Genomic DNA, 24,650 nt, shown 5'->3' on the forward strand with positions numbered 1-24,650 from the left:
CAACATAGGGGTTCTACCATGACCAAGACTTTCAAGATTGCTCTCGCCGCCGCTTCGGCTCTCGCGCTCACCGCTTGTGGTGACAATTCCGCCGGTGGCGGTTCGCGCGAACAGATCAAGGCCGTCGGCTCCTCGACCGTCTTCCCGTTCTCGAAGGCCGTTTCGGAAGCCTTTGCCCGCGGCACCCAGTTCGCATCGCCGATCATCGAATCGACCGGTACTGGCGGCGGCATGAAGCTGTTCTGCGCCGGCGTCGGCGCCGAAACGCCGGACATCGCCAACGCATCGCGCCGCATGAAGGCCAGCGAGTTCGAGACTTGCCAGACCAATGGCGTGACCGACATCATCGAAGTCCAGGTCGGCCTCGACGGCATCGCCCTTGCCTCCTCCAAGGGTGGCATCATGATGAACCTCACGCCCAAGATGGTGTACGAAGCGCTTGCTGCGTCGCCCTATGGCGGTGAGCAGACCACCAAGACCTGGGCGGATGTCGATCCCTCGCTCCCGGCCGAGCCGATCCTCGTTTACGGTCCGCCGAGCACCTCGGGCACGCGCGACGCGCTCAAGGAACTGATCCTCGAAGCAGGCTGCAAGACCGACGAAGCCACCAAGGCTCTCAAGGAAACCGACGAAGACCGTTACGACCAGGTCTGCACCGAAGTCCGTAGCGACGGCGCTTATGTCGACCAGGGCGAGCAGGACAACCTGATCGTGCAGAAGATCGAAGGCAATCCGAATGCCGTGGGGATTTTCGGCTATTCCTATCTTGAGGAGAATCTCGACAAGGTGCAGGGCCTGCCGATGAACGGCGTCGACCCGACCTACGAGAACATCTCCAGCTTCGAATATCCCGGCGCACGTCCGCTCTTCATGTACGTCAAGAAGGCGCACCTCGACGCCATCCCCGGCCTGAAGGAATTCCTCGGCCAGTGGGCAGGCATGTGGGGCAAGGACGGACCGCTCGCCAAGATCGGCCTCGTCGCCAATCCCGATGATGCGGCAGCTGCAGCCAATGCTGCTGTCACCGAGTACACCACGCTCGACGGTTCCGAGCTGAAGTAAGGGTAACCACGCACACAATGTCGCTAACCATTCTGCTCCTCCTGGCCCTCGGGCTCGGGCTCGCCGGATGGTTGGCGGCTCGTGCGCGTGCGTGGACCTTCCGCAAGGCGAGCCCGACCGGGCGGCTCGCCAGCTTGCCGAGCTATCACGCGTGGTACGTCGCGCTCTGGATAGTCCTGCCCGTCCTTGTCTTCATAGCTATATGGAGTGCGGTTGCGCCAGGTCTCGTGACCCAATCGGTGCTGGCTGCGCCCGCGGCCGACCAGCTTCCTGCCTTCGGCTTCCAGCGCCAGACGATCCTCAACGAAGCGCGTGCGGTTGCCACCGGGGCTGCCCAGGGTGTCTTCAACCCCCTCGCCCGCGAGTTCGTCGAGCCTTATCGTGAAGCCCTGTCGTTCTATAACTGGATCGGCATCGCCGCGACGCTGGTCATCGCCTTCCTCGGCGGGGCCTTCGCCTTCTTGCGCCTGAAGCCCGATTTCACTGCGCGCACGCGGGTGGAACGTATCGTTATGGCGATCCTGCTGGGCGCTTCGCTGGTGGCCATCCTGACGACCATCGGGATCTTCGTCAGCCTCGTTTTCGAGACTCTGCGCTTCTTCGGAATGGTCAACCCGATCGACTTCCTTTTCGGAACGCACTGGGCACCTGACCCGATGAGCAATCCGGAGAACCCGGATGCCACCCGCTACGGCGCGATCCCGCTCTTCTGGGGCACACTGTTCATCGGTGCGATCATCGCCATGATCGTGGCGATACCGCTCGGCCTGATGAGCGCTGTCTACCTGACGCAGTATGCCAACCCGCGCCTGCGCGCCTGGGTGAAACCGACCCTCGAAATCCTCGCTGGCGTGCCGACCGTGGTCTACGGTTACTTCGCCGCGCTCACCATCGCCCCTGCGATCCGCGACCTGGCCGTCGACCTAGGCGCATCGAACCCGTCTTCCGAAAGTGCGCTCGCTGCAGGCCTGGTCATGGGTGTCATGATCATTCCGTTTGTGTCTTCCATGGCCGACGATTCCATTGCAGCCGTGCCGCAATCCATGCGCGACGGCAGCCTTGCGATGGGCGCCACCACGAACGAGACCATTCGCCGTGTTCTGGTTCCGGCAGCCCTTCCCGGCATCGTGGCCGGTGTGATGCTCGCGATCAGCCGCGCGATTGGCGAAACCATGATCGTGGTGATGGCCGCATCGACCGCGGCCAACCTCAGCGCCAACCCGCTCGATTCCATGACCACCGTCACGGTGCAGATCGTGGCCATGCTGACGGGCGAAGGCAGCTTCGACCACCCGGCCACGCTCAGCGCTTTTGCGCTCGGCTTTGTCCTGTTCATGGTCACGCTCGGTCTCAACTTCATCGCCCTGCGCGTCGTTAAGAGGTTCCGCGAAGCTTATGAGTGAGCACATCGCCCCCACGCGTACGCCCGCTTTCGAGGCGCGTCTCAAAAAGCGCTATGCAGCGGAGAAGCGCTTCCGGTCGCTTGGCCTTGCAGCGATCGTTTTCTCGGTCGCCGTGCTGGTTTACCTGCTTGGCACGATGACGCTGAACGGCATCGGCGGCTTCCAGCGCGCCGAGCTGGAAGTGCCGATCGACTTTACCCAAGCAGGTCTATCCGCAGACCCCGCGACGATGGATTCCCCCCAAGCGCTGCAATCGCTGCAAGGTCAGGGACTTCCCGAAGTGGTTCAGTACTTCGCGCAGGAATCCTTGGGCGAAGCCGGAGCCGAAGAGCTTGGTGCACAGGCCTGGCGTGACGTCGCGCAGGCAATAATCGACGATCCGTCGATCGTTCGCGGACAGGAAACCTTCTGGCTCCCCGCGAGTGCAGACCTCGCGAGCGGATATTCGGGCGAAGGGTCGCAAGACCTGCAAGCGCTGGCCGCAGAGCTCGATGCAGCGGGTAAGATCGACAAGAATTTCGATGCCGGCTTCTTCTCCCGCGCCGATGCCACCAACCCGCAGCAGGTGGGCATCTGGGGCGCCCTCAAGGGCTCGATGCTGACGATGATCGTCACGCTCCTGCTGGCCTTCCCGATCGGCGTTCTGGCCGCGCTTTATCTCGAAGAGTACGCGCCGAAGAACCGTTGGACCGACCTGATCGAGCTTTCGATCAACAACCTTGCGGCCGTGCCGTCGATCATCTTCGGCCTGCTCGGGCTCGCCGTATTCCTGACCCTGTTCCCCAACCTGCGTTCCGCCCCCGTCATCGGTGGTATGACGCTCGCGCTCATGACGATGCCGGTCATCGTCATCGCAGGCCGCAACGCGATCAAGGCGGTGCCGCCGAGCATTCGCGACGGCGCGCTGGCCGTCGGGGCATCGCCGGTCCAGGTGGTGTTCCACCACGTCCTGCCGCTGGCCTTGCCCGGTATCCTGACGGGTACGATCATCGGCATGGCCCGCGCGCTCGGCGAGACCGCTCCGCTGCTCATGATCGGGATGCGCGCATTCGTCGCCAGCCCGCCCGACGGCTTTACATCGCCTGCCACCGTCCTGCCCATGCAGATCTTCCTCTGGTCGGATGAAATCGACCGCGGTTTCGTGGAACGGACAAGTGCGGCTATCATCGTCCTATTGCTGTTCCTCCTGCTGATGAACGGCCTCGCCATCTACCTGCGCAACAAGTTCGAGAAAAAGTGGTGACCGTAGTTCACGAAAACCTGGAAGATACCGACGCCAAGATGAGCGCGCGGGACGTGTCCGTCTACTACGGCGACAAGAAAGCGATCGACGAAGTGTCGATCGATATCCCCACGCGCTACGTCACGGCATTCATCGGCCCCTCGGGCTGCGGCAAGTCGACTTTCCTGCGCACGCTTAACCGCATGAACGACACCATCCCTTCGGCCCGCGTCGAAGGGGACATCATGCTCGACGGCGAAGATATCTACAAATCAGGCATGGACGTGGTGCAGCTGCGCGCCCGCGTCGGCATGGTCTTCCAGAAGCCCAACCCCTTCCCCAAGTCGATCTACGAGAACATCGCCTACGGTCCGAAGATTCACGGTCTGGCCGAAGGTAAAGACGAACTGGACGCGGTCGTCGAGAAATCGCTTCGCCGTGCCGGTCTATGGGAAGAAGTGAAGGATCGCCTGCAGGACAGCGGCACCGCGCTTTCGGGCGGCCAGCAACAGCGCCTGTGCATCGCGCGAGCCATTGCGGTCGATCCCGAAGTCATCCTCATGGACGAGCCCTGCTCGGCCCTCGACCCGATCGCCACGGCGAAGATTGAGGAACTGATCGACGAACTCAATGGCCGATATGCCATCGTGATCGTCACGCACTCGATGCAGCAGGCGGCGCGCGTCAGCCAGCGCACGGCCTTCTTCCACCTCGGAAAGATGGTGGAATATGGTCGTACTTCTGACATATTCACCAATCCGCTCGAACAGCGGACCCAGGATTACATCACCGGCCGGTACGGATAAGGCTTTGGAAAAGATGCAAGAACATACCGTAAAAGCCTTCGACGAAGACATCACGCGCCTGCGCGGCCTGATCGCCGAAATGGGCGGATTGGCCGAAGTCGCGATCCAGCAATCGCTCGACGCACTCGTGCGCGGCGACGATGATCTGGCGAAGAAGGTCGTCAAAGGCGACAAGAAGATCGACGCGCTGGAAAGCGAGATCGACAAGCTTGCCGTGCGCATCATTGCCCTGCGCGCACCCATGGCGGACGACCTTCGCGAAGTGATCGCCGCGCTCAAGATCGCCGGAGTGGTGGAACGTATCGGCGACTATTCCAAGAACATCGCCAAGGCGAGCCGCGAGATCGGCGACAATCGCAAGAAGTTCGAACCGCTCACCCTGCTTCCCGCCATGGCCGAAGTCGCCAGCGAGATGGTCCACGATGTGCTGACTGCCTACGCTGCTCGGGATCCGGAACTCGCCAAGGAAGTCATCCTGGCCGACGAGAAGGTCGATGCCTTCTACAACTCGATCTTCCGCAACCTCGTCAGCCACATGGTCGAAAATCCCTCGATGATCTCGAGCGCGGCGCAGCTACTTTTTGTAGCCCGCAATCTCGAACGTATAGGGGATCACGCGACTAACGTAGCCGAAATGGTGCACTTTGCAGCTACCGGACAATATCCGGTAGACGAGGACGGCTGACACATTCCTGTAGCCTGGGGGTCATAAAGACGTGTCCAACGAGAAACCACGCTCGCATGGAGACGCGAAAGTGCAGGCTGCCAAACTTCTTCTGGTTGAGGACGATCCCGCCCTCTCCGAGCTTCTGGAATACCGCTTTTCGAATGAAGGCTACAACGTCCGGACCACGCCGGACGGTGATGAAGCGATCCTGCTTGCGAGTGAGGAAACGCCTGATCTGGTCATCCTCGACTGGATGATCGAGGGGACGAGCGGGATCGAGGTTTGCCGCAGGCTGCGACGCGACAAATCGACGGCGCATGTCCCGATCATCATGCTCACCGCGCGCGAGACCGAGGACGACCGAGTGCGCGGCCTCGAGACCGGCGCCGACGATTACCTCACCAAACCTTTCTCACCGCGCGAACTGCTCGCCCGTGTCGCCGCCGTGATGCGGCGCATCCGGCCGGTTCTGGCAGGCGAGACCATCGAGGCTGGCGACCTTTCGCTCGATCCGGTCGCGCACAAGGTCATGCGCCGCGGCAAGGTGCTCAAGGTTGGGCCGACCGAATACCGCCTGCTGAAGTTCTTCATGGAGAGCCCGGGCCGTGTGTTCAGCCGCAACCAGCTGCTCGACGCGGTCTGGGGCACGGAAAGCGATATCGAACTCAGGACCGTCGATGTGCACATCCGGCGCCTTCGCAAGGCCTTGGAGGTCGAAGGATTGAAAGACCCGATCCGTACCGTCCGCAGCGCCGGATACTCGCTCGAAGCGGTCTAGCGACACAGCCCCCCGCGCCGAGCTCCCATGTCGAAGTGGAAGTGATCGGTGTGGGCGGCATTGTAATCGGGTGACAGCACGATGCCGAAGCTGTCGCAGGCGCGGTCGCGGACTTCGCGCAGGAAGCGGGCCTTGTCCCCCTCCCCCTCCCAGTCGCCCAGAACGCTGATGCGCGTTCCGTCGGCGAGGACGAAGCCTGCGATATCCAGCGCGTTGCCCGTGGCGTGCTGGCTCCAGGGCCCTTCACCACGACCATAGAGGCGGCGGCAGGAATACGCGCCCAAATGCTCGATCTGAGCCACTTCGCTGCCGAGAATCTCCTGCGCCGCAGGATCGAGGCCGTCGCGCTTCCATAACTGCAATGCGATTGCGACCGGACATGTCGTGGGTGGCGTGTCCGGGCTGAGGGGGAAATCCGACAGTTGCGTGCGGTCTTCGCGCCGGCACGGCCCCTCGCCGGCAGGTTCGAGCGCGTTGAACGCAACGGCGCTCCGCTCCAGCACGGCCCGGCACTGCGGGACATCGCCGCGCAGGGCCAACAGCTTCGCTTCGGTAGCCCAGCCAACCGGGTCGTTCAGGTCTAGCGGTGCCCACGGATCATGCTCTGGATGCGCGGCCAGCCAGGCACGGCCAGCAACAGCCAATCCAATCAGGATCAGCAAGGCGATCACCCGCCGGTCTCCTACGAACTTCCCGATGTGGCGCGAAAGCGTGAACTTCAAATCTGCGTACCCATGAGATCGACCAGGATGGCGATCGCTATCAGGACGAATACGATTCCGATGCTCCGATCGATCCAGACGCGTGTTGCCGCGCGCTCCATCAGGCGGGCGAGCCGCTTTCCCGCTGCAATGTAGAGCCAACCGATCACGAGGTCCGCCACCAGGGCGACCACCGCCAATACTACGATTTGCATCGGCACACTGCGCGCAGGATCGACGAAGGGCGGGATGATTGCGACCATGTAGACAAGGGACTTGGGATTGCCGATCGCGACCGCGATACCGTCACGGAAAGCGTGGTTGGATACCTTGCGCGGCGGCGCTTCGCCCTCGCCTTCGTCCGCGTGAAATGAATGGCGGATAGCCTTGATGCCGAGCCACGCGAGATAAGCGACGCCGGCAATCGCGAGCAGCCGGAAAGCCAGCGGATAGGCGCTCGCCAAGGCGCCAAGGCCGAGCGCGGCGAAAGCCCACCAGACGAAATAGCCGACCTGCATACCCATCAGCGCCGCCCATCCCGAGCGCGGCCCGCGCCAGATGGCCTGTCCCATGACGAACATCATCGACGGGCCGGGCACTATGCTGGTCGTGGCCGTGACGATCAGGAATGCGAGGAGGGTTTCGGTGCCGATCACGCCAGCGCCCTTAACCGCGGCCTCAATGGAAGTCGCGCGATTTCGGAATGATGCGCACATCGCGCGGGTGGCTGCCATGCCAGCCGCATTCGCGATTGCCCGGCGGCGGTTCCTGCCACGGCTCGACGGGCTGGTAGGGATCGTCCCTGCCCTCGCGCAGATTGTCGCGTGGATTGAACTTGTCCGGCAGCGGCGAAGAGACATGGTCCGCACGCGCAAGCGGGGCGTTGAGCATGTCGTCGGACAGCCTGTGCAACTGGTCGGTCGCATCGGTCATGTGATGCGCGATCACGTGGATCACCTCGTCATCATATTCGACACGCCCGCGCACCTCCATCAGGCGCGCGCCCATGACCACGCGGCGCTGCTTTTCCTTCAGGTCCGGCCAGACGACGAGATTGATCACGCCCGTCTCGTCTTCCAGCGTGATGAAGCACACGCCCTTGGCGCTGCCCGGACGCTGGCGGATCAGCACCACACCTGCGACATGGACCATGGAGCGGAATTTCTTCGCGCGCAGGTCGCAGGCGCGCACGAAGCCGCGCTCTGCAAGGCTGGCGCGCAGGAAGGCCATGGGATGCGCTTTCAGGCTGAGGCGCGTGGTCTGGTAATCCGCAACGACCTCTTCCGACAGCGGCATCTGCGGCAGGCGCGTAGGCTGTTTTTCCGCCCCTTCGTCCCGCGCAACCGCTGCAGCGAACAAGGGCAGGTCCGGTCCGCCGACAAGGCTGCGGGCATCCCACAGGGCCTGCCGCCGCGTAAGGCCCATCGAGCCGAAAGCATCCGCACTCGCCAGCCGCTCGACATGGGCGGGACCGGTGCGGGCACGGTCGCGCAGGGCGCGCACATCGGCATAGGCGCCGTTCGCCTCGCGCTCCGCGATCAGCTGCGCCGCCACCGCCTCGGGTAAGCCGTCGATCTGGCGCAGGCCAAGGCGCAGCGCGATATGCTTGTCGAGCCGTCCGCTATCGCCCGCACCCGCACCGCCTTCGCCGGTCCGCTCCAGCGTGCAGTCCCACTGCGACAGGTTCACGTCCGCCGGGAGCACACGCACGCCGTGTTCCGCCGCATCGCGCACGATCTGGGCAGGCGCGTAAAAGCCCATGGGCTGCGAATTGAGCAGCGCGCAGGCGAAGGCGGCGGGGAAGTGGCATTTGAGCCAGCTCGATACGTAGACGAGATGCGCGAAGCTCGCCGCATGGCTCTCGGGAAAGCCGTATTCGCCGAAGCCGCGGATCTGGTTGAAGCACCGCTGCGCGAAGTCGCGATCATAACCGCGCGTCACCATGCGCTCGACCATCATGTCCTGAAGCTCGTCCACCATCCCGCGGCTGCGGAAGGTCGCCATGGCCTTCCTGAGCCGGTTCGCTTCCTTGGAGGAGAACTTCGCCGCATCGAGGGCGATCTTCATCGCCTGTTCCTGAAAGATCGGGACGCCCAGCGTGCGCTCGAGAATGCTCGACAATTCGTCCGGCGGGCCATGCTGCGGACTTGGCGCCGGGATGACCACGGGTTCGGCTCCGCGTCGGCGCTTCAGATAGGGGTGGACCATGTCGCCCTGGATCGGCCCGGGACGCACGATGGCGACCTGGATGACGAGATCGTAGAACTGGCGCGGGCGCAGGCGCGGAAGCATGTTCATCTGCGCCCGGCTTTCGACCTGGAAGACGCCGAGCGAGTCCCCTGTGCGCAACATGGCATAGGTTTCCGGGTCCTCGCGCGGGACATTGGCCAGCGTCAGCGTGCGGCCGTGATGATCGTCGAGCAAGTCGAGGCATTTCCTGATGCAGGTCAGCATGCCCAGCGCCAGCACATCGACCTTGAGGATGCCCAGTGCCTCGATATCGTCCTTGTCCCACTCGATGAAACTGCGATCGGGCATGGCGCCATTGCCGACCGGCACCGTCTCGGTCAGTGCGCCTTCGGTCAGGATGAACCCGCCGACATGCTGCGACAAATGGCGCGGTATTCCAATCATTTGCTCGGTCAGTTTAAGAACCCGCTTCAGGTGCGGATCGGTCACGTCCATGCCGGTTTCCTGGGCGTGCTTCTCGCTGATCTCGCGGCCCCACCCGCCCCACACCGTCTTGGCGAGCGCGGCGGTGACGTCTTCGGTCAGCCCCATCGCCTTGCCCACTTCTCGGATCGCCATGCGCGGGCGGTAATGGATGACCGTGGCGCATAGCCCGGCGCGGTGTCGGCCGTATTTGCGGTAGAGATACTGGATCACCTCCTCGCGCCGCTCGTGCTCGAAATCGACGTCGATATCGGGCGGCTCCTTGCGGTCTTTGGAGATGAAGCGGTCGAAAAGCAGCTGGTGCTGTGCCGGGTCGACATTGGTGATGCCGAGGCAATAGCAGACGGCCGAATTGGCCGCGCTGCCGCGTCCCTGGCACAGGATCGGCGGGTCGACCTTCTCGCGCGCGAAATCGACGATGTCCTTGATGGTCAGGAAGTAGCGCGCCAGCTCCATCTTGTCGATCAGCGCGAGTTCCTTGTGCAGCGTTTCGGTGACGCTATCGGGAATGCCTGCCGGATAGCGCCACTCGGCACCCTTCCACGTTTCGCTTTCGAGATATTCCTGCGGTTCGACGCCGCCGGGATAGAGTTCTTCGGGATATTCGTATTTCAGCTCGTCGAGGCTGAAATCGCAGGCATCGGCCACTTCGCGCGCGGCGGAAATGGCGTGCGGCCAGCGTTCGAACAGGCGGCACATGGTCTCGGGCGGTTTCAGGTAACGCTCGGCATTGCCGTGGAGCAGGTGCCCAGCCCGCGCCACGGTGGTCTTATGCCGGAGCGCGGTCATCACGTCCTGCAGCGGCCGCCTGTCAGGCGTCGCGTAATGGACATCGTTGGTGGCAAGGATCGACAGGCCGTTCGCACGGGCCAGCGCATCGAGCCGCTCGATCCGCGCGATGTCACTATCGGTATAAAGAAAGGCCGCAGCGATATGGCGCAGGGTCGGCAGGCCCGCGGCAAGGTGCGGGATGATGTCCTCGAAGGGGGCGGCGACCAGTTCCTGCACCTTCTCGCCGCCGAGCCCGACGACATTGCTTGCCCATGCGGGGACGGTGAATTCGCGCGCAAGGTCGCGCGGGGGAAGCAGGATGAGTTGCACGCCCTCGCTATGTCGCGCGAGCATGAGAAGCGAGATGTCGCACTCGCCCTTCTCCTGCCATTCGCCCGACAGCGTGCGCATGCGCCCGGCGGAAATCAGGCGGCACAGGCGGCCATAGGCCTTGCGGTTATTGGGATAGGCGAGGAAGGCCAGCCCCTCGACCGTTTCGATCCGGCAGCCGATGCAGGGCTTCAGCTTGAGTGTCTTCGCCTCGGTATGGACGCGCACCACGCCTGCCATGGTGTTGGCATCGGCGATCCCGACCGCGTCATAGCCCAGCGCGCGCGCCTGCAGGACGAGGTCGACCGCGTCCGACGCGCCGCGAAGGAAGCTGAAACAGGATACAAGGCCGAGTTCGACAAAGGGGCTGCGCGGAGGGGCGTCTATGCCCGCAGGGTCGAGATCGATCGTCCGCTTGGGTATCTGGAGGTCGTTCTCGGGCATGTCACGCCAGCTCCTCCAGCCGCGTCTTCACTGCGGCGAGATCGGCATCGAACAGCCGTGCCTGCTCTTCGCGCGCGGGGCCTTCGAGGCGGAGGAGATAGGAGGGGTGCGCGGTGACCCACAGCTCGCTGCCGTCTTCGAGCGGAATGGGCGCGCCGCGGACCTTGGAAATGCTCACCGTCTTGCCGAGCAGCCCCCGCGCCGCACTCGCCCCCATGGCGAGCACCAGTTTCGGTTTTACGATCGCGCGCTCGCTCTCGATCCACCAGCGGCAGGTGTCGATCTCCTTCGCACCCGGGTTCTGGTGGAGCCGCCGCTTGCCGCGCTGGACATATTTGAAGTGCTTCACCGCATTGGTGACATAAGCAGCGCGCCGGTCGATCCCGACCTTTTCCAGGTGCACGTCCAGCAGCTGACCGGCAGGACCGACGAAGGGACGGCCGATCTGGTCCTCCTGGTCGCCCGGCTGTTCGCCGACAATCATCAGCGCAGCGTCCTGAGGTCCTTCGCCCATGACCGCATGGTTATCGAGGCTGCCGATAGGACATTTGCGGCAGGCATGGATCGCCTTGTCGATCGCGGCGAGCGTATCGGGCCGCTCCTCGAATTCGAGCGCGCCTTTCTCGACCATCTTCGCCTCGCGTCCCTGCGCGCCCGCGACCAGCTCGGGGATGAGCGATGCCTCGGGCATGTTCTTCCAGTATTTCTTCGGCATTTCCTTTAGCATCGCGCCGATTTTCAGACGCGCGGGGTTGAAGATGGAGGCGTAATAGGTGCGCCAGAGGTCCTCCATCGGATCGCCGCCGGGCGCATCGTGGCGCTCGGCAGGCGGACCTTCGGACATGGTCTCCCCGTCCCAGTGCAGGCTGCCGCGCGGGGTCAGGATCGACCAGCGCATGTTGGAGAAGCGCCGCATGAAGAAACCCGCATTGGCGCGCAGGATGTGATGCTCGGGCTCGAACCAGGCGACGTAATGCTCGCCCACTTCCTCGTCCTCGCTCTCCACCAGCCGAAAACGGACAAAGGCGTGCATCTTGTGGCTGTCGCGCCGCACGTTCTTGTCGAGTTCTTCCACGCGGCGGACATCGGGATCGGCCTTGTCTTCCATCATCCGCGGGGAAGACTGGAGCCGCCAGAGCAGGCGGTAGAGCAGCGCGAACCGCTCGGGGTCGGAATGCAGGATCGCATTCCTCGCCAGGCTCACGAAGCGCCGGTTGGCGCGCACCGGCTTCGCATCCATCGGCGGCACGGGCATGCGCCGTTCCCCGTGAGCGAACAGGTCGCCACTTCCGCCCGGTTCAACCCACGCGATACGATCGGGCGGGACATCGCACTGGACCAGCGCCCGCGCCCTCTCGCGCCAGAAGTCGAAGTCATCGGCTTCGGGCAAATGCACCACGTAATAGGTGCCGAGCTTGACGTGCTGGAGCGCAGTCATGCCGCGAACAATTCAAGCTGCTCTGCCTTGGGCGCGAGCAGGCTGCGCAAGTCGGCGCGGTCGGTCAGCGTGATAGGCCGCCAGTCGACGGTGCAGATGAAAGGTCGCACCTTGGTGATCGACTGGGTGAGCAGTGCCACGTCGTCCAGCCGCAGCGCGCGATGGCGGCGGCTGGCGAGGATCTTGCCCACCGCCTTTACCCCGAGACCCGGCACGCGCAGCAATTGCTCCTTGCTCGCGCGGTTCACGTCGACCGGAAAGGCCTCTCGGAACTTGAGCGCCCAGGCGAGCTTGGGATCGATATCGAGCGGCAGGTTTCCATCCGCCTCGGTCGCCTGCATCACGTCGCTGGGCTTGTAGCCATAGAAGCGCATCAGCCAGTCGGACTGGTAGAGCCGGTGTTCGCGGATCAGCGGCGGGCGCTTCAGCGGCAGCACGGCGCTGGCATCGGGGATCGGCGAGAAGGCGCTGTAATAGACGCGGCGCAGGCGGAAATTGTCGTAGAGCCGGCTGGCCTTGCCCACGATATCGGCATCGGTCGCGGCATCGGCACCGACGATCATCTGAGTCGACTGGCCCGCGGGCGCGAAACGCGGAGCGTGCTTGAAGCGCTTCCTCGCATCCTTCGCCTCGACGAGGTCGGATTTTACCTTGCCCATCGCGCCTTCGATCTGGCGCGCATCCTTGTCGGGCGCGAGACGGGTCAGGCCGCTGTCGGTCGGCAGTTCAACATTAATCGAGACGCGATCGGCATAGAGCCCCGCCTGGTGAACGATTTCCGCATCCGCCTCGGGGATGGTCTTCAGGTGGATATAGCCGCGAAAATCGTGCTCTTCGCGCAGGATGCGCGCGACTTCGACGATCTGCTCCATCGTGTGATTGGAATTCTTCACGATGCCCGAAGAGAGGAACAGCCCCTCGATATAATTGCGGCGGTAGAAGGCGAGCGTCAGGTCCACCACCTCCTGCGGCGTGAAGCGCGCCCGCGCCACGTTCGAGCTCTTGCGGTTGACGCAGTAATGGCAGTCGAACACGCAGTGATTGGTCAGCAGGATCTTGAGCAACGAGATACAGCGGCCGTCGGGCGCATAGGCATGGCAGATGCCCATCCCTTCGGTCGAGCCGATACCCTTCCCGCCGAGGCTGTTCTTCTTCGCCGTTCCGGACGACGCACAGGAAGCATCGTATTTCGCCGCATCGGCGAGAATCTCGAGCTTCTGGAGGATCGTTTGCGCGGCCATATGTTCACTATACGTTCCGCTGTAGGATTCGCAAATATCAAAAGATAACCGAGCGGGAACCTTCGCGCATTATCCTCGTAATTTCACCACGGACCGGGCCCCTCTGGCGTGCATCCGCACGTGATGTCGGACGTAAGTAACGCCGACGGCCTGTCAGATACGAAACTACGACATCGTCGGCATACCTACATTCAGCGACCCTCTGGTCGCCAGTCTGGAGTATGCAATGAAATATCTCGCTTCCCTCGCCCTGATCGGCCTTGCTGCGACGCCTCTCGCTGCGCAGGACAAAGACTGGAGCTTCAGCGACGGCGTAACACCTGAGCGCTGGGCTACCGTGAACGCGGCCTATGGCATGTGCGATGCAGGCCTGAACCAGTCGCCGATCGATCTCAGTGCCGCCAATGCCCGCGGCGATCTCGAACTGGAGACGAATTTCGGAGAAACCGAAGGCACGATCGTGCTCGGCAAGGAACAGGTCCAGGTGAACTTTCCCGCCGGCCTAGGCATGAATTCCGGTGGCAAGGAATTCGCCCTGATCCAGGTTCACTTCCACACACCGTCCGAACACGCGATCAGCGGCAAGCGCTATCCCCTCGTCGCGCACTTCGTCCACGCCACCGAAAGTGGCGAACTGGGCGTTCTCGGCGTCATGTTCGAAGAAGGCGACGCCAACCCCGCGCTTGAGACGATCGTAGCCGGTGTCGGTGCCGGCACGGGTGCCGCCGTCGAATTCGACGTGAACGACATGGTGCCCGAAGACACCGGCATCTATCGCTACATGGGCTCGCTCACCACGCCGCCGTGCAGCGAAGGCGTGAACTGGCATGTGGCCGACGAGGTCATGACAGCCAGCGCGGACCAGATCGCCGCTATGGAAGCCAATCTCGGCCCCTCCGCTCGGTCGATCCAGCCGCTGGGAACGCGCCTCCTCGTCGCGCCCGAGTAACAGCGAATAAACTCTTGAAACGGGTCGGAAGCTTGCCGCTTTCGGCCCGTTTCCTAATGGCGCGGTAATCCTTTCGGGAAGCGCGGCATTTACCCTTCGCAGCGCACAAGGCGGGACCAAGGGGAGAAAACGTGTGGGGCTATTCCGCAGGAACCAGGCCGTAGCGCCACAGGAACGGCGCACGACAGCCCGCTATGCCGTCGATTGTCCTGCTACTCTCAAGATGTTGGGCGGTGACCGGGTCGGGCGGCTGTCCGATCTATCGGATGCAGGTGCGCGACTGGAAACGAATAATCCTCCGAGCGAAGGCGTGTCGGGCCTGCTTTCGTGGAACGGTCACGAACATTTCGGCAAGATCGTCTGGGCCAACGACAAGAGCTGCGGCATCATCTTCGAACGCCCCATCCCCATGCATATCGTGGAAGAGACCGTCGAACAGGTGGAAGTCCAGACCGGCCCCGTGGCCAATTTCGGCAAGATCCCGCTTGGCCAGAAGCGCTCGCGCAGGGCTTCGCTGGTTTCCGAAGGTTGACGGTTCAGGCACGCGAAAGCGCGCGGCGGTAGAAGACCGCGCGTAGGAGATTTCCATGCGTGCTGCCCTTTTCGTGTCGTCCCTTGCCGTCTTGGCTACCCCGTCGCTTGCCCAGGATGCCGATGCCCCGGTCGAGGAAGACAGCCGCGAAGTGCGCAAGTGCATCGCGCCGCAAGTGATCGTGCCGACCTTCAACAACACGCCCGAAGCGATGGAACAGTCGCGCATCGCGGCGACGATGTTGGCGGGCGACCTGGTGTGCAAGACCAGTGCGCTCAATCCCGAACTTTCGGAACTCCAGCACGGGCCTGAAGAGGCCCTGCTCCCGGACGAGGAAGAAGCTGGCGAAGAAGCCGCAGCCGAGCCCGCCTAGGCGCACAACCCCTGCAAATACCAGTCGGGTGCGCCGCCGCGCCCGTCCCCCACGATGCCGAGCCTGTATATCCAGTACCGGCGGCCGCGGTCGTCCTCGATCCGGTAATAGTCCCGCAGCCGCGTGCTGCCGCGTTCGCGCCACCATTCCGGCGCGATCCGTTCGGGCCCTTCGACGCGCGTCACCTCATGCACGCCGCCGCGCCAGCGAAAGCGCTTGGGATAGCCGTCGGGCGTTGCGTAGAGCACCGAAATCCTTTCCGGTTTGTCTAGCATTTTCAATGGCCTCTTGTGGAAAGCCAACTCTCCTTGTGAAGCGGGTTCCGGGTCCAGCGGGGGCTGCCAGCGCTGTGCGCGTTCGGGGATATGACTGGCAAAAGCGACGGGACGGCTGACCGCCTTCGCCCCGAGCCGCACGGTCAGCCGGTCGATGCAGGCCGACAGCGATGTGCCATGCGTTTCGACCGCCGCCTCGATATCGCCCTGCTCCAGCGCGAGCGGTTCGGACCAGCTGGCGCGCAGGCGCAGCATCTCGATCCCGAAACCCGCATCGACGTCGTCCAGCCGCGCGGCGAAGAGGCGACATATATGCGCCGCTTCGCGCGAGGCAGAGGCCATTTCCAGGCGGCGCACGACGACTTCGCCATCGACACGCCACATGCCCAGTTCGAGCCGCCTTGCCCCCTCGCCGCGCCCTTCCAGTTCGCGCGCCATGTCCTGCGCGAGGTCTTCGACGACCTTGTCCAGCAGCTGGCGGTGGCGGATCGGCTCCATCAGGCGGCGCTGCACCAGCGGCATGTGCTGCGGGACCACGGGCAGCAAGGGCTCCGGCACCCGGCCGAGGATCTGGTCGAGACGGATAAGCGGGTTGGCGGCAGGCGACTTGCGGTTGCGAAAGCGGCGCTGGATGGCATCGCGCCCGCTGCCTCCGTTCTCGATGCCGGTCAGGTCACCCAGCCGCTTGAGGCCGAGCCGCCGCAGGACCGTGAGCACATCGTCGTCGAGCCGTAGCGCTGCGACAGGCAGGTCCGCCAGCCGGGCCTCGAAATCGCCCTGCCCTTCCAGGATCGCGCCTTGCGGGCCGAAATGCGACAGCGCCCAGGCCGCACCCGCCGTTGGGGCAATGGCACAGCGCAGGCCAAGTTCGCGCCGCGCGAATGCCGCCTCGACGTCGGCGACCAGCTTCTCCTCGCCGCCGAACAGGTGCGGGACGGCGGTAACGTCGACCAGCAGGCCGTCGGGCGCGTCCATGGCGGACCACGGCCCCCAGCGCCGCGCCCAGATCGCCAGCTTTTCGAGAAAGGCGAGATCGCCTGCCGGATCGCTCGGCGCGGTGACGATGTCGGGGCACAGGGTCCGCGCATCGGCCAGCATCATACCGCGACGGGCGCCTGCCGCCATGCCTGCGCTGTTTGCCGCCTCGATCCGCGGTCCGTGTGCGGTATCGGCGATCAGGACCAGCGGCCGGCTGTCTAGTGCACGGCGGTCATCGCCCCCCGCATTGCGCCAGCGATCCATCGCCATTGCGGGCAACCAGATCGAGAGGATGCGGCGGGAAGACACGGCATCCGGCGTCTTCGCGCTCATCGGGCACGGGGCGAGCGGCGATGCTGCAACCCGGCCGTCCAATCCGCCACCGCGCGATCGGTGTCTTCACGCGCCTTGCTGGCGGTTAGCGAAGTTTCTCCGCCACTCAGCGTCCATGTGCCCGGGGCATGGGAGCGCGCGCGGAAAAGCTCCGCCTTCCAAGCCGGATCGCCGGGAGCCTGCGCATTCCATTCAGGCGGAGCAGACGGCGCGCTGGCCACTTCCCAGCGCATCCGGGCAGACGACAGGTCGTGCGCGGCATCGATCCGCACGAGGAACAGCGGGATACCATGTCGCTCGCTCGTCAGCGTCAAACGGCGCGAGGCGGTGAAATCGAGCGCCTTGGCATTGCCTGCCATCTCGCCGATCACGAAGGCGAAATCACGGCAGCGCAGCCCTTCTTCTAAGGCGAAGAGCGCATCCTCGGCCTTTTCGGCCATGACATGGATGAGCCGCGATTGCAGCCCTTGAGGCAGGCCTGCGCGATAGGGCCGCCCGTTCAGGCGCGCCGCATCGCGGGTCTGCACCCACAGCACGTTGCGCCGGTCGTCGGCTTCGCTGCCATCGGCGCGCGGCAGGTGCTGCAAGTCGTCGAGCGCCAGCGCCAGCGCCACCCCTGCCCCGGCCGCATCGCCCGAAGCGGTGAACACTTCAGTGTGGTGAGCGGCCCCCTGCACTGCTGCAAGGCCCGGGCGCCAACGCACGCTGCGCCGCGCGGACAGCGCCGCAACGTCTTCGAAGGCCGTTATCGGCAGGGAGGAAAGATCGGCATGGGACATGAGAGAATCGACTCGTTAGTTCTCATTATGTTCCAATATCGCCGCTTGCGCAATTCATCCCTTCACGGCTTCGTTCCGACGCGCTTCGCGGAACGCAGGACCTCCCCCGAGCGTAGAATAGGCAAACGCAAACACGAGAGGTCACTCATGAAATATTCCGAAGGTAATCCCGACGCGCTCAAGAAGAAGTTCTGGCTCGCCATGTCCGATTCGCCGTTCGTCTTCCTCGAACTCGACGGTCGTTCCGACACTGCGGTGCCGATGACCGCCCAGCTCGACAAGGACGCCGACAGCTCGATCTGGTTCTTCACCCAGAAGAACTCGACCTTCGCCCAGCTCGGCAAGGTCACGGCAAGCTTTGCCGGCAAGGACCACGACATGTTCGCCCGCTTCGACGGCACACTCTCGGTCGAAACCAGCAAGGAACGCTTCGACCAGTTCTGGAACAATTTCGTCGAAGCCTGGTACGATGGCGGCAAGGACGATCCGGACATCCTGTTCCTGCGCATGGATCTCGGCGATGCCGAAATCTGGAGCGGAGACCTTGGCCTCCTCAACACCGCCAAGATGGCGCTGGGCATGAACGTCCATGACGAGGCGGAAGAACGCCACGCCGACAAGGTCGACCTCTAAGTCGGACTATATCGAAAACGTAGAAGGGCCGCCCGCAAAGGCGGCCCTTCTTGCATCAGGCCCCCAGAATGCCGGGGAACAAGCCGGTCACCAGGATAACCGTCACTGCGAGCGGGCACAGCCACGCAAGCAGGAAGCGCCAAACATTGAATGCCAGCGGCGACAGACCCGTGGTCGTGCGCAGCAGGTTGGTATCCGCCTTCCAGCCGATGAAGAGCGAGGTCAGCAGTGCGCCGACCGGCAGCATCACCTTGCCGGTGAAGCCGTCGACCGTGTCGAGGATGTCGGTATTCTCGAACAGCGACCAGAAACCGAGCGGGCGGACGTCCGACAAGACGTTGTAACCGAGCAGGCAAAGGATACCGATGAGGAACGCGCCGATGCCGAAGATCAGCGCCGATTTCGTGCGGCTCCACCCACGCTCGCCGATACCCCATGCGGTCGGCACCTCGAGCAGAGAGATAGAGCTCGTCACTGCCGCGACGAGGATCAGGACGAAGAACAGGAAGCCAAAGAGAGCACCGCCCGGCATCGTCTGGAATGCGAAAGGCAGCGTCTGGAAAACCAGCGTCGGACCGGCAGCAGGATCGAGGCCGACGGCAAAGACGATCGGGAAGATCATCAGGCCGGCCAGGAGCGCCACGCTGGTGTCGGCGACCGCAATCATCGCTGCAGTACTGCCCAGATTGCTCTTTTCCTTGATGTAGGAACCGTAGGTGATGAGACCTGCGACACCCAGTGATAGCGAGAAGAGGGCCTGCCCAAGTGCGCTATTCATCACCTGCGGGGTCAGTTTCGACCAATCGGGGGTGAACAGGAAGGCCATGGCATCGCCGATGTCGCCCTCGATCGCCCCGTAGACCACGAGGCCGACAAGCAGCACGAAGAACATCGGCATGAGGTAGGTCGCCGCCTTCTCGATACCCGAGCTTACGCCGCGTGCGACGATGTAGAGGGTCAGGCCCATGAAGGCGAAGTGCATGGCCAGAAGCAGGCTCGGGCTGGCGAACATATCGCCGAGGCGCTGCTGGATCTGCTCCTGGCTTTCGCCCGCCAGCGCACCGCGGAACGGCTCACCAGCGCCGATTGCCTGGATGAGGTCGAGGCCCATTACGCCCGCGTAATAAAGGACCCACCCAGCCACGACCGAGTAGAACGAAACGATGAGGAAAGCTGCAATCGCGCCCACACCGCCGAAGATCGACCAGCTCGGCGAAGCTTTCGATTCCTGCGAAACCTTGCGGATCGAACCTACGGCATCGGTCTGGCCGACGCGTCCGATGAAGATTTCAGCCAGCACCAGCGGCAGGCCGAGCAGGAAAACGCAGGCGATGTAGAATATGACGAAGGCCCCGCCCCCGCTTTCGCCGGCTAGCGTCGGGAAACGCCAGATATTGCCGAGACCGACGGCCGCACCCACGGCTGCCAGAATGAATGCGCTGCGCGAGGACCAACCCTCGCCCGTAGTTTGCGAAGTAGCGACCATGTGTCGTTAGATTCCCTTGTGTCCAGCGGCGCTCTCCCGTGCCGCTCCTCGGGGTGGGCTTAAAGCACGGAAACCCGTCGCTGTCCAAGCGTTGCTTTGCCTTCTTCCCAGCACTTGCTACGGGACGCATATGTCGACCACTTTCCAGCTCGATACGAGCACCAGCCGCGCGAACCCTACCCCGCAGCCGATGAAACGGCTCACGGTGCCGAAGATTCGCGCGCACAAGGCCGACGGTGAAACCAAGCAACCGCTGGTCATGCTGACAGCTTACACGGCCCGTCAGGCACAATTGCTCGATGCGCATTGCGACATCCTTTTGGTGGGAGATTCGCTGGCGCAGGTGATCTACGGCCTGCCTTCGACCATTCCCGTTACGCTCGACATGATGGCCAACCATGCCGCCGCGGTGGTTCGTGGCAGCTATCACGCGGTAGTGGTAGTCGACATGCCATTCGGATCCTACGAAGCATCGAAGGAACAGGCATTCGAAAGCGCCTCTCGCCTGCTCAAGGAAAGCGGTGCGGCAGCGGTGAAGCTGGAAGGCGGCGAGCAGATGGCGGAAACGGTCGCTTTCCTGAACCAGCGCGGCATTCCCGTGATGGGCCATGTCGGCCTCACCCCGCAAGCGGTCAACGTCCTTGGCGGCTATATGGCCCGTGGACGTGACGATGCGGAGGCCAGGAAGATCGTCGGAGACGCCAAGGCGCTGGATGAGGCTGGCGCGTTCGCCATCGTCCTCGAAGGGGTGCTTGAACCCATCGCCATCGAGGCTACCAAGGCAGTCTCCTGCCCCACCATCGGGATCGGCGCCTCGGCGCAGTGCGATGGACAGGTGCTGGTAACCGAAGACATGCTCGGTATGTTCGAACGTGTCCCGCGCTTCGTGAAGAAATACGAAAACATCGCCGAAGTGATCGACCGCACGGTCGCACAGTATGCAGAGGAAGTGCGCGCACGCAGCTTCCCCTCCGCAGATCAGACTTACCAGCCCAAGAAGGGCTAAGGACCTCAAAAAATCGATGGAAACGCTCCGCAAGTACTACACGTTCTCGCTCGTCTTCACGGCAATCTGTTTCGCTCTCGCGGGATGGTACGGATGGACCAGCACAGGCTCGATCTCCGCGACGCTCGGCATCCTGTGGATCGTGCTCGTCCTCTCGATACTGGAGGTGTCGCTCAGCTTCGATAACGCGGTCGTGAACGCCACCGTACTGCGTGACATGGACCCGGTCTGGCAGCAGCGCTTCCTGACCATCGGCATATTGATCGCCGTCTTCGGCATGCGGATCGTCTTTCCGATCGCGATCGTGGCAATTGCAGCCAAGATCGGCCCCATGGAGGCGATCAACCTGTCGTTGAACGATCCGAAGGAATACGAACGGCTGGTCTCCGATGCCCACATCGGCATCGCCGGCTTCGGCGGCGCGTTCCTTGCCATGGTCGGCCTGACCTTCTTCTTCGAAGAGGACAAGGAGATTCACTGGATCGCGGTGCTGGAGCGTACGATCAACAAATTCTCCAACGTGCCCGCAGTGGAGATCGGCCTCGTCCTCATCCTCGTCTATTTCGTCTCCACGATGCTGGCACCGGACGATGCGATCGTGTTCCTGACGGCGGCGATCCTCGGCCTCGTCACCTTTATCGCAGTCCACGCCATTGCCGCCATCATCGAGGCACGCGAGGCCCGCAAGAAAGCCGCTGGCGAGATCGTGAAATCGGGCCTTGGCGGATTCCTCTACCTCGAAGTGCTGGACGCCAGTTTCAGCTTCGACGGCGTAATCGGTGCATTCGCCCTGTCGAACAACATGATCATCATTGCGCTCGGCCTGTCGGTCGGCGCGATGTTCGTGCGTTCAATGACGATCCATCTCGTGCGCACGGGTACACTCGCCCAGTACCGCTACCTCGAACACGGCGCGTTCTGGGCCATCATCGTGCTCGGCATCATCATGCTGCTGTCAGCGCGCTGGCATATTCCGGAGACGATTACGGGTCTGCTTGGCGCAGTGCTGATCGGGCTCAGCTTCTGGTGGTCGGTGCGTCATAACCGGAAGCATCCGGGCGAAGAGCGGACCGAGCTGCCAGCCGAGTAGCGAGCGGCGCGGCCAGCACCAGCTGGAAGAAATGGTAGAGCAGCAGCGGCAGGACGATGAAGCCTGCTGCTGCGGGCTCGAACAAAACGGTTGCGAGCGGCGCTCCGATCGCTGCGGATTTCTGCGCACCTGCGAAAAGAAAAGCGACCCGGTCCTGGCGCGCCAGAGACAGCGCTCCGGATGCCAGCCAGGCTCCGGCATGGCCAACCACGAGGAAAATTGCGACAAGAGCGAGAGTGGCTGCCCATTCTGCCGCGTCGATCCTTTCCCAGATGCCCTGTTCGACTGCGCCCGAGAAAGCGACATAAACAGCAAAGGCGATCACGAACCGGTCGAGCCAGACGATCCTTGCCTTCTGGCGCGCGATGAAGGTCGCCGTCCGGCGCTGCAAGATTTGCCCGATTGCGAAGGGCAGGATCAGGATCAGGATGATCTTTATCAGCGCATCGCTCCCCACCATCCCCTCTCCGCTGCCGCCAAGCGCCAGGAAAATTGGTACGGATATGAACACGCCGAGAATACTCATGGAAGCCGCGGCAATCACCGAGAGTGCTACGTTTCCGTGGGCGAGCGAGCTGTAGGAAGTGGAGGATTGCACGGTCGTGGGCAGGACCCCAAGGTAGAGAAAGCCGATCGCCACTAACGGAGGTACCATCGCTTGGCCTCCATGCGATAACCCAAGTCCGACGAGTGCCATCGCGCCGAACATCCACAAGGCCAGCGGCAGGAAGAAGCGCCAGTTTGCGATGCCAGAAGCTATCTCTGCGCGCGGAATACGCATCCCGTTGGCGAGGAAGAGCGCGAAGATACCCGCGTTTGCAGCCATCTGGGCCACCCCGCGCCACTGGCCTGTCGCCGGCAAGAGCGCTGCAAGCACCATTGCCAGGAGCAGAAGGCGTAACATCGGATCTTTGGTGATGGTGCGCATGGCCATTGCCTGTCGCACTGCCGCGCTGCGGCAATCCTGTCTAGTTCCCAGCCAGCGCTTGCAGCTTGGCGGCCAGCTCCGAGCGCAACTGGACGTCCTCTTCCGGCAGCGCCGCAAGCAGCGCCGCAGTCGCCGGCTGGCTCATCCGCTGGGTTTCGTAGGCCTCGATTGCCCAATCCAGTTGATCGACCCCATCGCCCTCGCCCAGTTCCCGCGCAGCCACGCTACGCGCGGCAAGGACCCATGGGACATCCCGCATCCCGTTCTCCATCGCGCGATCGAGCGAAGCCGCGGCCTCACGCCATTGGCCAGCCGCCGCGTAGCCATCGGCAGCCATTGCTGCGGCCTCTGCATCTAGCGGATTCGCTGCGGCATATTCGGCCACGAGCCTGGCTGCCTCGGGCCGGTCGAGAGTAGCAGCCATTCTCAGCACGAGAGGCCAGTTGCGGCGCATTTGCGCGGCGCGCTGATATGTCTTGCGCGCCTCAACCAGATCGGAACGCATCAGAAGCGCATCTCCCAAGAGCGATGCAGCGTCGACGGATTGCGGATACTCTTCCGAAAAGCGCCGCGCCTCTTGGACTGCCCGATCGACATTGCCTGCCGACAAGGCTGCGCGAATGCTGTTACGCCTCGCGAAAGCATCTTTTCCTGCTGCTCTTGCGTCGTCTCCGTCGATCAGGCTGAGCGCCGACTGGTCCGAGGCAGCAAGGTCGAGAAATTCGGCCGCTTCCTCACGGTTGTCCTGCGTCTCGTATGCGCGCCCGACCAGAGTGCGAAGCCATGGCGAGCCTTGCGGTCCACGCGCTTGATCGGCGAAACGATAGATCAGCTCGTCCTCGTTGCCGTTGCGTGAGAGAACATAGGCAAGCAGGTCGCGAACGCGCCTGTTTGCGGGGTGTTCACGAGAGAGTTGGTCGAGATTTTGTGCGGCGCTTTCGAGGTTGCCCAGTTGCACATCGATTATGGCAGAGAGCAACCGTGCGGCGGCAGTCTGGCGATCGTTCTTGTCAGCCCGCTCCAGCGCTTCGCGGGCCGCGAAGAAATCGGAAGTGCGCGCCAGAGCAACCGCCTTCAAATATGGATCATCGGTCCGTGACAGGATAGCCTGGGCCTGCTCGAAGTTTCCCGCGTCGAGGAGGCTCGCTGCATATTCGAGTTCCAACGCCGTATCGCCGCCGGATTTCTCGATCGCCGCTGCAAACCATTTCGCCGCGGGGATCATTCCCTCGATGTCACGCACAAGCTGCCCGCGAAAACGCAATGCCTCGACATCGTCCGGTCCCAATTCAACCGCTCGCTCGGCTGCTTCGATTGCAGTGCGATGATTGCCGAGGCGATACCGTAGCCGCCCGATATCCACCCACACTCGCGGGTCGTTGGGAGCTATCGCGCGCGCTTTGGCCAGGGCTCGGGCACTTGCTTCCAGGTTACCCTCGCGCAGCTCCAGTTCGGCGAGCATCCTGAAACCAAGCGGCGCGGTTTCTCTGTCGAAATTGCCTTCGATTAGCCATTTGCGGGCCTCGACCAAATCGCCGCGCAGCAGGGCTGCCTCTCCCGCGAATGTGGAGAACGAGCCGCGTTCCACCTTGTTTTCGACCAAGCGATCGATGGTGAGCTCAGCAGCGGCGGCATCCCCGCGGGCAATCTGCGTTCGCAGCTGTTGCAAATCATTGGCAGGCGTCGCCTCGTCCACGCATGAGACTAGCATGGCGGACGCCGCCGTCAGCCCCAGGGCAAGGCGCAACGGAA

At 63.3% G+C, this 24,650-nt stretch carries 22 protein-coding genes; 12 read left to right on the forward strand and 10 right to left on the reverse strand.

Going from position 1 to position 24,650, the window contains the following annotated elements:
- The first annotated feature begins 18 nt into the window (after window positions 1-18).
- The 6 genes from BM173_RS08340 (at window position 19) to phoB (ending at window position 5,938) form a co-directional block, all read left to right on the forward strand.
- A complete protein-coding gene (locus tag BM173_RS08340; RefSeq protein WP_090479893.1) occupies window positions 19-1,062 on the forward strand; it encodes a substrate-binding domain-containing protein in 1,044 nt (347 codons plus the stop codon).
- Window positions 1,063-1,079: 17 nt separating this feature from the next.
- Window positions 1,080-2,465 (forward strand): phosphate ABC transporter permease subunit PstC, encoded by a 1,386-nt coding sequence (gene pstC / locus BM173_RS08345; protein ID WP_090479895.1) that lies wholly within the window; start codon window positions 1,080-1,082, stop codon window positions 2,463-2,465.
- Window positions 2,458-3,708 carry a phosphate ABC transporter permease PstA gene (pstA, locus tag BM173_RS08350; protein ID WP_090479897.1) on the forward strand — a complete coding sequence of 417 codons (1,251 nt, stop codon included), beginning with the start codon at window positions 2,458-2,460 and terminating at the stop codon, window positions 3,706-3,708. The genes pstC and pstA overlap by 8 nt, the downstream gene beginning before the upstream one ends.
- A 38-nt stretch (window positions 3,709-3,746) precedes the next feature.
- Window positions 3,747-4,493, forward strand: coding sequence for a phosphate ABC transporter ATP-binding protein PstB (gene pstB, locus BM173_RS08355; protein WP_218152636.1), 747 nt, complete (start codon window positions 3,747-3,749; stop codon window positions 4,491-4,493).
- Between the two features lie 13 nt (window positions 4,494-4,506).
- Window positions 4,507-5,178, forward strand: coding sequence for a phosphate signaling complex protein PhoU (gene phoU / locus BM173_RS08360; RefSeq protein WP_090479900.1), 672 nt, complete (start codon window positions 4,507-4,509; stop codon window positions 5,176-5,178).
- A 70-nt stretch (window positions 5,179-5,248) separates the two neighbouring features.
- Window positions 5,249-5,938: a phosphate regulon transcriptional regulator PhoB gene (phoB, locus tag BM173_RS08365; protein ID WP_090480309.1), complete on the forward strand. Its 690-nt coding sequence runs from the start codon at window positions 5,249-5,251 to the stop codon at window positions 5,936-5,938.
- Here phoB and BM173_RS08370 read toward each other — a convergent pair.
- From BM173_RS08370 to BM173_RS08390, 5 genes are read right to left on the reverse strand one after another with little or no spacing between them, the layout of a single operon-like run.
- Complete coding sequence (locus BM173_RS08370; RefSeq protein WP_245755823.1) at window positions 5,935-6,660, reverse strand: extensin-like domain-containing protein; 726 nt, start codon at window positions 6,658-6,660, stop codon at window positions 5,935-5,937. The genes phoB and BM173_RS08370 overlap by 4 nt on opposite strands.
- The gene (locus BM173_RS08375; protein ID WP_177201842.1) at window positions 6,657-7,295 is read right to left on the reverse strand and encodes a LysE family translocator; all 639 of its coding nucleotides are present in this window, start codon (window positions 7,293-7,295) and stop codon (window positions 6,657-6,659) included. Before BM173_RS08375 ends, BM173_RS08370 begins: the two co-directional genes overlap by 4 nt.
- A gap of 22 nt (window positions 7,296-7,317) precedes the next feature.
- Window positions 7,318-10,857 carry an error-prone DNA polymerase gene (locus BM173_RS08380; RefSeq protein ID WP_090479906.1) on the reverse strand — a complete coding sequence of 1,180 codons (3,540 nt, stop codon included), beginning with the start codon at window positions 10,855-10,857 and terminating at the stop codon, window positions 7,318-7,320.
- 1 nt (window position 10,858) lies between these two features.
- Window positions 10,859-12,295 carry a UdgX family uracil-DNA binding protein gene (locus BM173_RS08385; protein ID WP_090479909.1) on the reverse strand — a complete coding sequence of 479 codons (1,437 nt, stop codon included), beginning with the start codon at window positions 12,293-12,295 and terminating at the stop codon, window positions 10,859-10,861.
- Window positions 12,292-13,536 carry a putative DNA modification/repair radical SAM protein gene (locus BM173_RS08390; RefSeq protein WP_090479912.1) on the reverse strand — a complete coding sequence of 415 codons (1,245 nt, stop codon included), beginning with the start codon at window positions 13,534-13,536 and terminating at the stop codon, window positions 12,292-12,294. Before BM173_RS08390 ends, BM173_RS08385 begins: the two co-directional genes overlap by 4 nt.
- Before the next feature lie 226 nt (window positions 13,537-13,762).
- Between BM173_RS08390 and BM173_RS08395 the strand changes: the two genes are divergently transcribed.
- The 3 genes from BM173_RS08395 to BM173_RS08405 all read left to right on the forward strand — a co-directional run bounded on the left by BM173_RS08395 (window position 13,763) and on the right by BM173_RS08405 (window position 15,390).
- A complete protein-coding gene (locus BM173_RS08395; RefSeq protein WP_090479915.1) occupies window positions 13,763-14,485 on the forward strand; it encodes a carbonic anhydrase in 723 nt (240 codons plus the stop codon).
- 133 nt (window positions 14,486-14,618) lie between these two features.
- Window positions 14,619-15,017, forward strand: coding sequence for a PilZ domain-containing protein (locus tag BM173_RS08400; RefSeq protein ID WP_177201843.1), 399 nt, complete (start codon window positions 14,619-14,621; stop codon window positions 15,015-15,017).
- Between the two features lie 55 nt (window positions 15,018-15,072).
- Window positions 15,073-15,390 (forward strand): hypothetical protein, encoded by a 318-nt coding sequence (locus BM173_RS08405; protein WP_090479921.1) that lies wholly within the window; start codon window positions 15,073-15,075, stop codon window positions 15,388-15,390.
- On the opposite strand, the gene BM173_RS08410 is transcribed toward BM173_RS08405, so the two are convergent.
- Together BM173_RS08410 and BM173_RS08415 are read right to left on the reverse strand one after the other, a co-directional pair.
- A complete protein-coding gene (locus BM173_RS08410) occupies window positions 15,387-16,976 on the reverse strand; it encodes a Y-family DNA polymerase (RefSeq protein ID WP_090479924.1) in 1,590 nt (529 codons plus the stop codon). The two genes, BM173_RS08405 and BM173_RS08410, sit on opposite strands and share 4 nt — an antisense overlap.
- The gene (locus BM173_RS08415; RefSeq protein ID WP_090479927.1) at window positions 16,973-17,755 is read right to left on the reverse strand and encodes a hypothetical protein; all 783 of its coding nucleotides are present in this window, start codon (window positions 17,753-17,755) and stop codon (window positions 16,973-16,975) included. Before BM173_RS08415 ends, BM173_RS08410 begins: the two co-directional genes overlap by 4 nt.
- Window positions 17,756-17,902: 147 nt before the next feature.
- Between BM173_RS08415 and BM173_RS08420 the strand changes: the two genes are divergently transcribed.
- Window positions 17,903-18,388, forward strand: coding sequence for a pyridoxamine 5'-phosphate oxidase family protein (locus BM173_RS08420; protein WP_090479930.1), 486 nt, complete (start codon window positions 17,903-17,905; stop codon window positions 18,386-18,388).
- A gap of 55 nt (window positions 18,389-18,443) precedes the next feature.
- Here BM173_RS08420 and BM173_RS08425 read toward each other — a convergent pair whose 3' ends face one another.
- Complete coding sequence (locus tag BM173_RS08425) at window positions 18,444-19,874, reverse strand: sodium-dependent transporter (RefSeq protein ID WP_090479933.1); 1,431 nt, start codon at window positions 19,872-19,874, stop codon at window positions 18,444-18,446.
- Between the two features lie 130 nt (window positions 19,875-20,004).
- Between BM173_RS08425 and panB the strand changes: the two genes are divergently transcribed.
- The gene (gene panB / locus BM173_RS08430) at window positions 20,005-20,880 is read left to right on the forward strand and encodes a 3-methyl-2-oxobutanoate hydroxymethyltransferase (RefSeq protein WP_090479935.1); all 876 of its coding nucleotides are present in this window, start codon (window positions 20,005-20,007) and stop codon (window positions 20,878-20,880) included.
- Between the two features lie 16 nt (window positions 20,881-20,896).
- Window positions 20,897-21,970 carry a DUF475 domain-containing protein gene (locus BM173_RS08435; RefSeq protein ID WP_090479938.1) on the forward strand — a complete coding sequence of 358 codons (1,074 nt, stop codon included), beginning with the start codon at window positions 20,897-20,899 and terminating at the stop codon, window positions 21,968-21,970.
- Here BM173_RS08435 and BM173_RS08440 read toward each other — a convergent pair.
- Together BM173_RS08440 and BM173_RS08445 are read right to left on the reverse strand one after the other, a co-directional pair.
- Complete coding sequence (locus BM173_RS08440) at window positions 21,897-22,898, reverse strand: bile acid:sodium symporter family protein (RefSeq protein ID WP_245755824.1); 1,002 nt, start codon at window positions 22,896-22,898, stop codon at window positions 21,897-21,899. The genes BM173_RS08435 and BM173_RS08440 overlap by 74 nt on opposite strands.
- A gap of 40 nt (window positions 22,899-22,938) precedes the next feature.
- Window positions 22,939-24,609 (reverse strand): tetratricopeptide repeat protein, encoded by a 1,671-nt coding sequence (locus tag BM173_RS08445; RefSeq protein ID WP_177201844.1) that lies wholly within the window; start codon window positions 24,607-24,609, stop codon window positions 22,939-22,941.
- Window positions 24,610-24,650 lie beyond the last annotated feature (41 nt).

The organism is Qipengyuania nanhaisediminis (assembly GCF_900115585.1).
In the GTDB taxonomy this organism is placed as follows: domain Bacteria; phylum Pseudomonadota; class Alphaproteobacteria; order Sphingomonadales; family Sphingomonadaceae; genus Qipengyuania; species Qipengyuania nanhaisediminis.

Excerpts from the sequence above, each read along its gene's own strand:
- BM173_RS08340 (WP_090479893.1), top strand. The coding sequence starts at position 19 with ATGACCAAGACTTTCAAGATTGCTCTCGCCGCCGCTTCGGCTCTCGCG.
- pstC (WP_090479895.1), top strand. The coding sequence starts at position 1,080 with ATGTCGCTAACCATTCTGCTCCTCCTGGCCCTCGGGCTCGGGCTCGCC.
- pstA (WP_090479897.1), top strand. The coding sequence starts at position 2,458 with ATGAGTGAGCACATCGCCCCCACGCGTACGCCCGCTTTCGAGGCGCGT.
- pstB (WP_218152636.1), top strand. The coding sequence starts at position 3,747 with ATGAGCGCGCGGGACGTGTCCGTCTACTACGGCGACAAGAAAGCGATC.
- phoU (WP_090479900.1), top strand. The coding sequence starts at position 4,507 with ATGCAAGAACATACCGTAAAAGCCTTCGACGAAGACATCACGCGCCTG.
- BM173_RS08380 (WP_090479906.1), bottom strand. The coding sequence starts at position 10,857 with ATGCCCGAGAACGACCTCCAGATACCCAAGCGGACGATCGATCTCGAC.
- BM173_RS08385 (WP_090479909.1), bottom strand. The coding sequence starts at position 12,295 with ATGACTGCGCTCCAGCACGTCAAGCTCGGCACCTATTACGTGGTGCAT.
- BM173_RS08390 (WP_090479912.1), bottom strand. The coding sequence starts at position 13,536 with ATGGCCGCGCAAACGATCCTCCAGAAGCTCGAGATTCTCGCCGATGCG.
- BM173_RS08395 (WP_090479915.1), top strand. The coding sequence starts at position 13,763 with ATGAAATATCTCGCTTCCCTCGCCCTGATCGGCCTTGCTGCGACGCCT.
- BM173_RS08405 (WP_090479921.1), top strand. The coding sequence starts at position 15,073 with ATGCGTGCTGCCCTTTTCGTGTCGTCCCTTGCCGTCTTGGCTACCCCG.
- BM173_RS08410 (WP_090479924.1), bottom strand. The coding sequence starts at position 16,976 with ATGAGCGCGAAGACGCCGGATGCCGTGTCTTCCCGCCGCATCCTCTCG.
- BM173_RS08415 (WP_090479927.1), bottom strand. The coding sequence starts at position 17,755 with ATGTCCCATGCCGATCTTTCCTCCCTGCCGATAACGGCCTTCGAAGAC.
- BM173_RS08420 (WP_090479930.1), top strand. The coding sequence starts at position 17,903 with ATGAAATATTCCGAAGGTAATCCCGACGCGCTCAAGAAGAAGTTCTGG.
- BM173_RS08425 (WP_090479933.1), bottom strand. The coding sequence starts at position 19,874 with ATGGTCGCTACTTCGCAAACTACGGGCGAGGGTTGGTCCTCGCGCAGC.
- panB (WP_090479935.1), top strand. The coding sequence starts at position 20,005 with ATGTCGACCACTTTCCAGCTCGATACGAGCACCAGCCGCGCGAACCCT.
- BM173_RS08435 (WP_090479938.1), top strand. The coding sequence starts at position 20,897 with ATGGAAACGCTCCGCAAGTACTACACGTTCTCGCTCGTCTTCACGGCA.
- BM173_RS08440 (WP_245755824.1), bottom strand. The coding sequence starts at position 22,898 with ATGCGCACCATCACCAAAGATCCGATGTTACGCCTTCTGCTCCTGGCA.
- BM173_RS08445 (WP_177201844.1), bottom strand. The coding sequence starts at position 24,609 with ATGCTAGTCTCATGCGTGGACGAGGCGACGCCTGCCAATGATTTGCAA.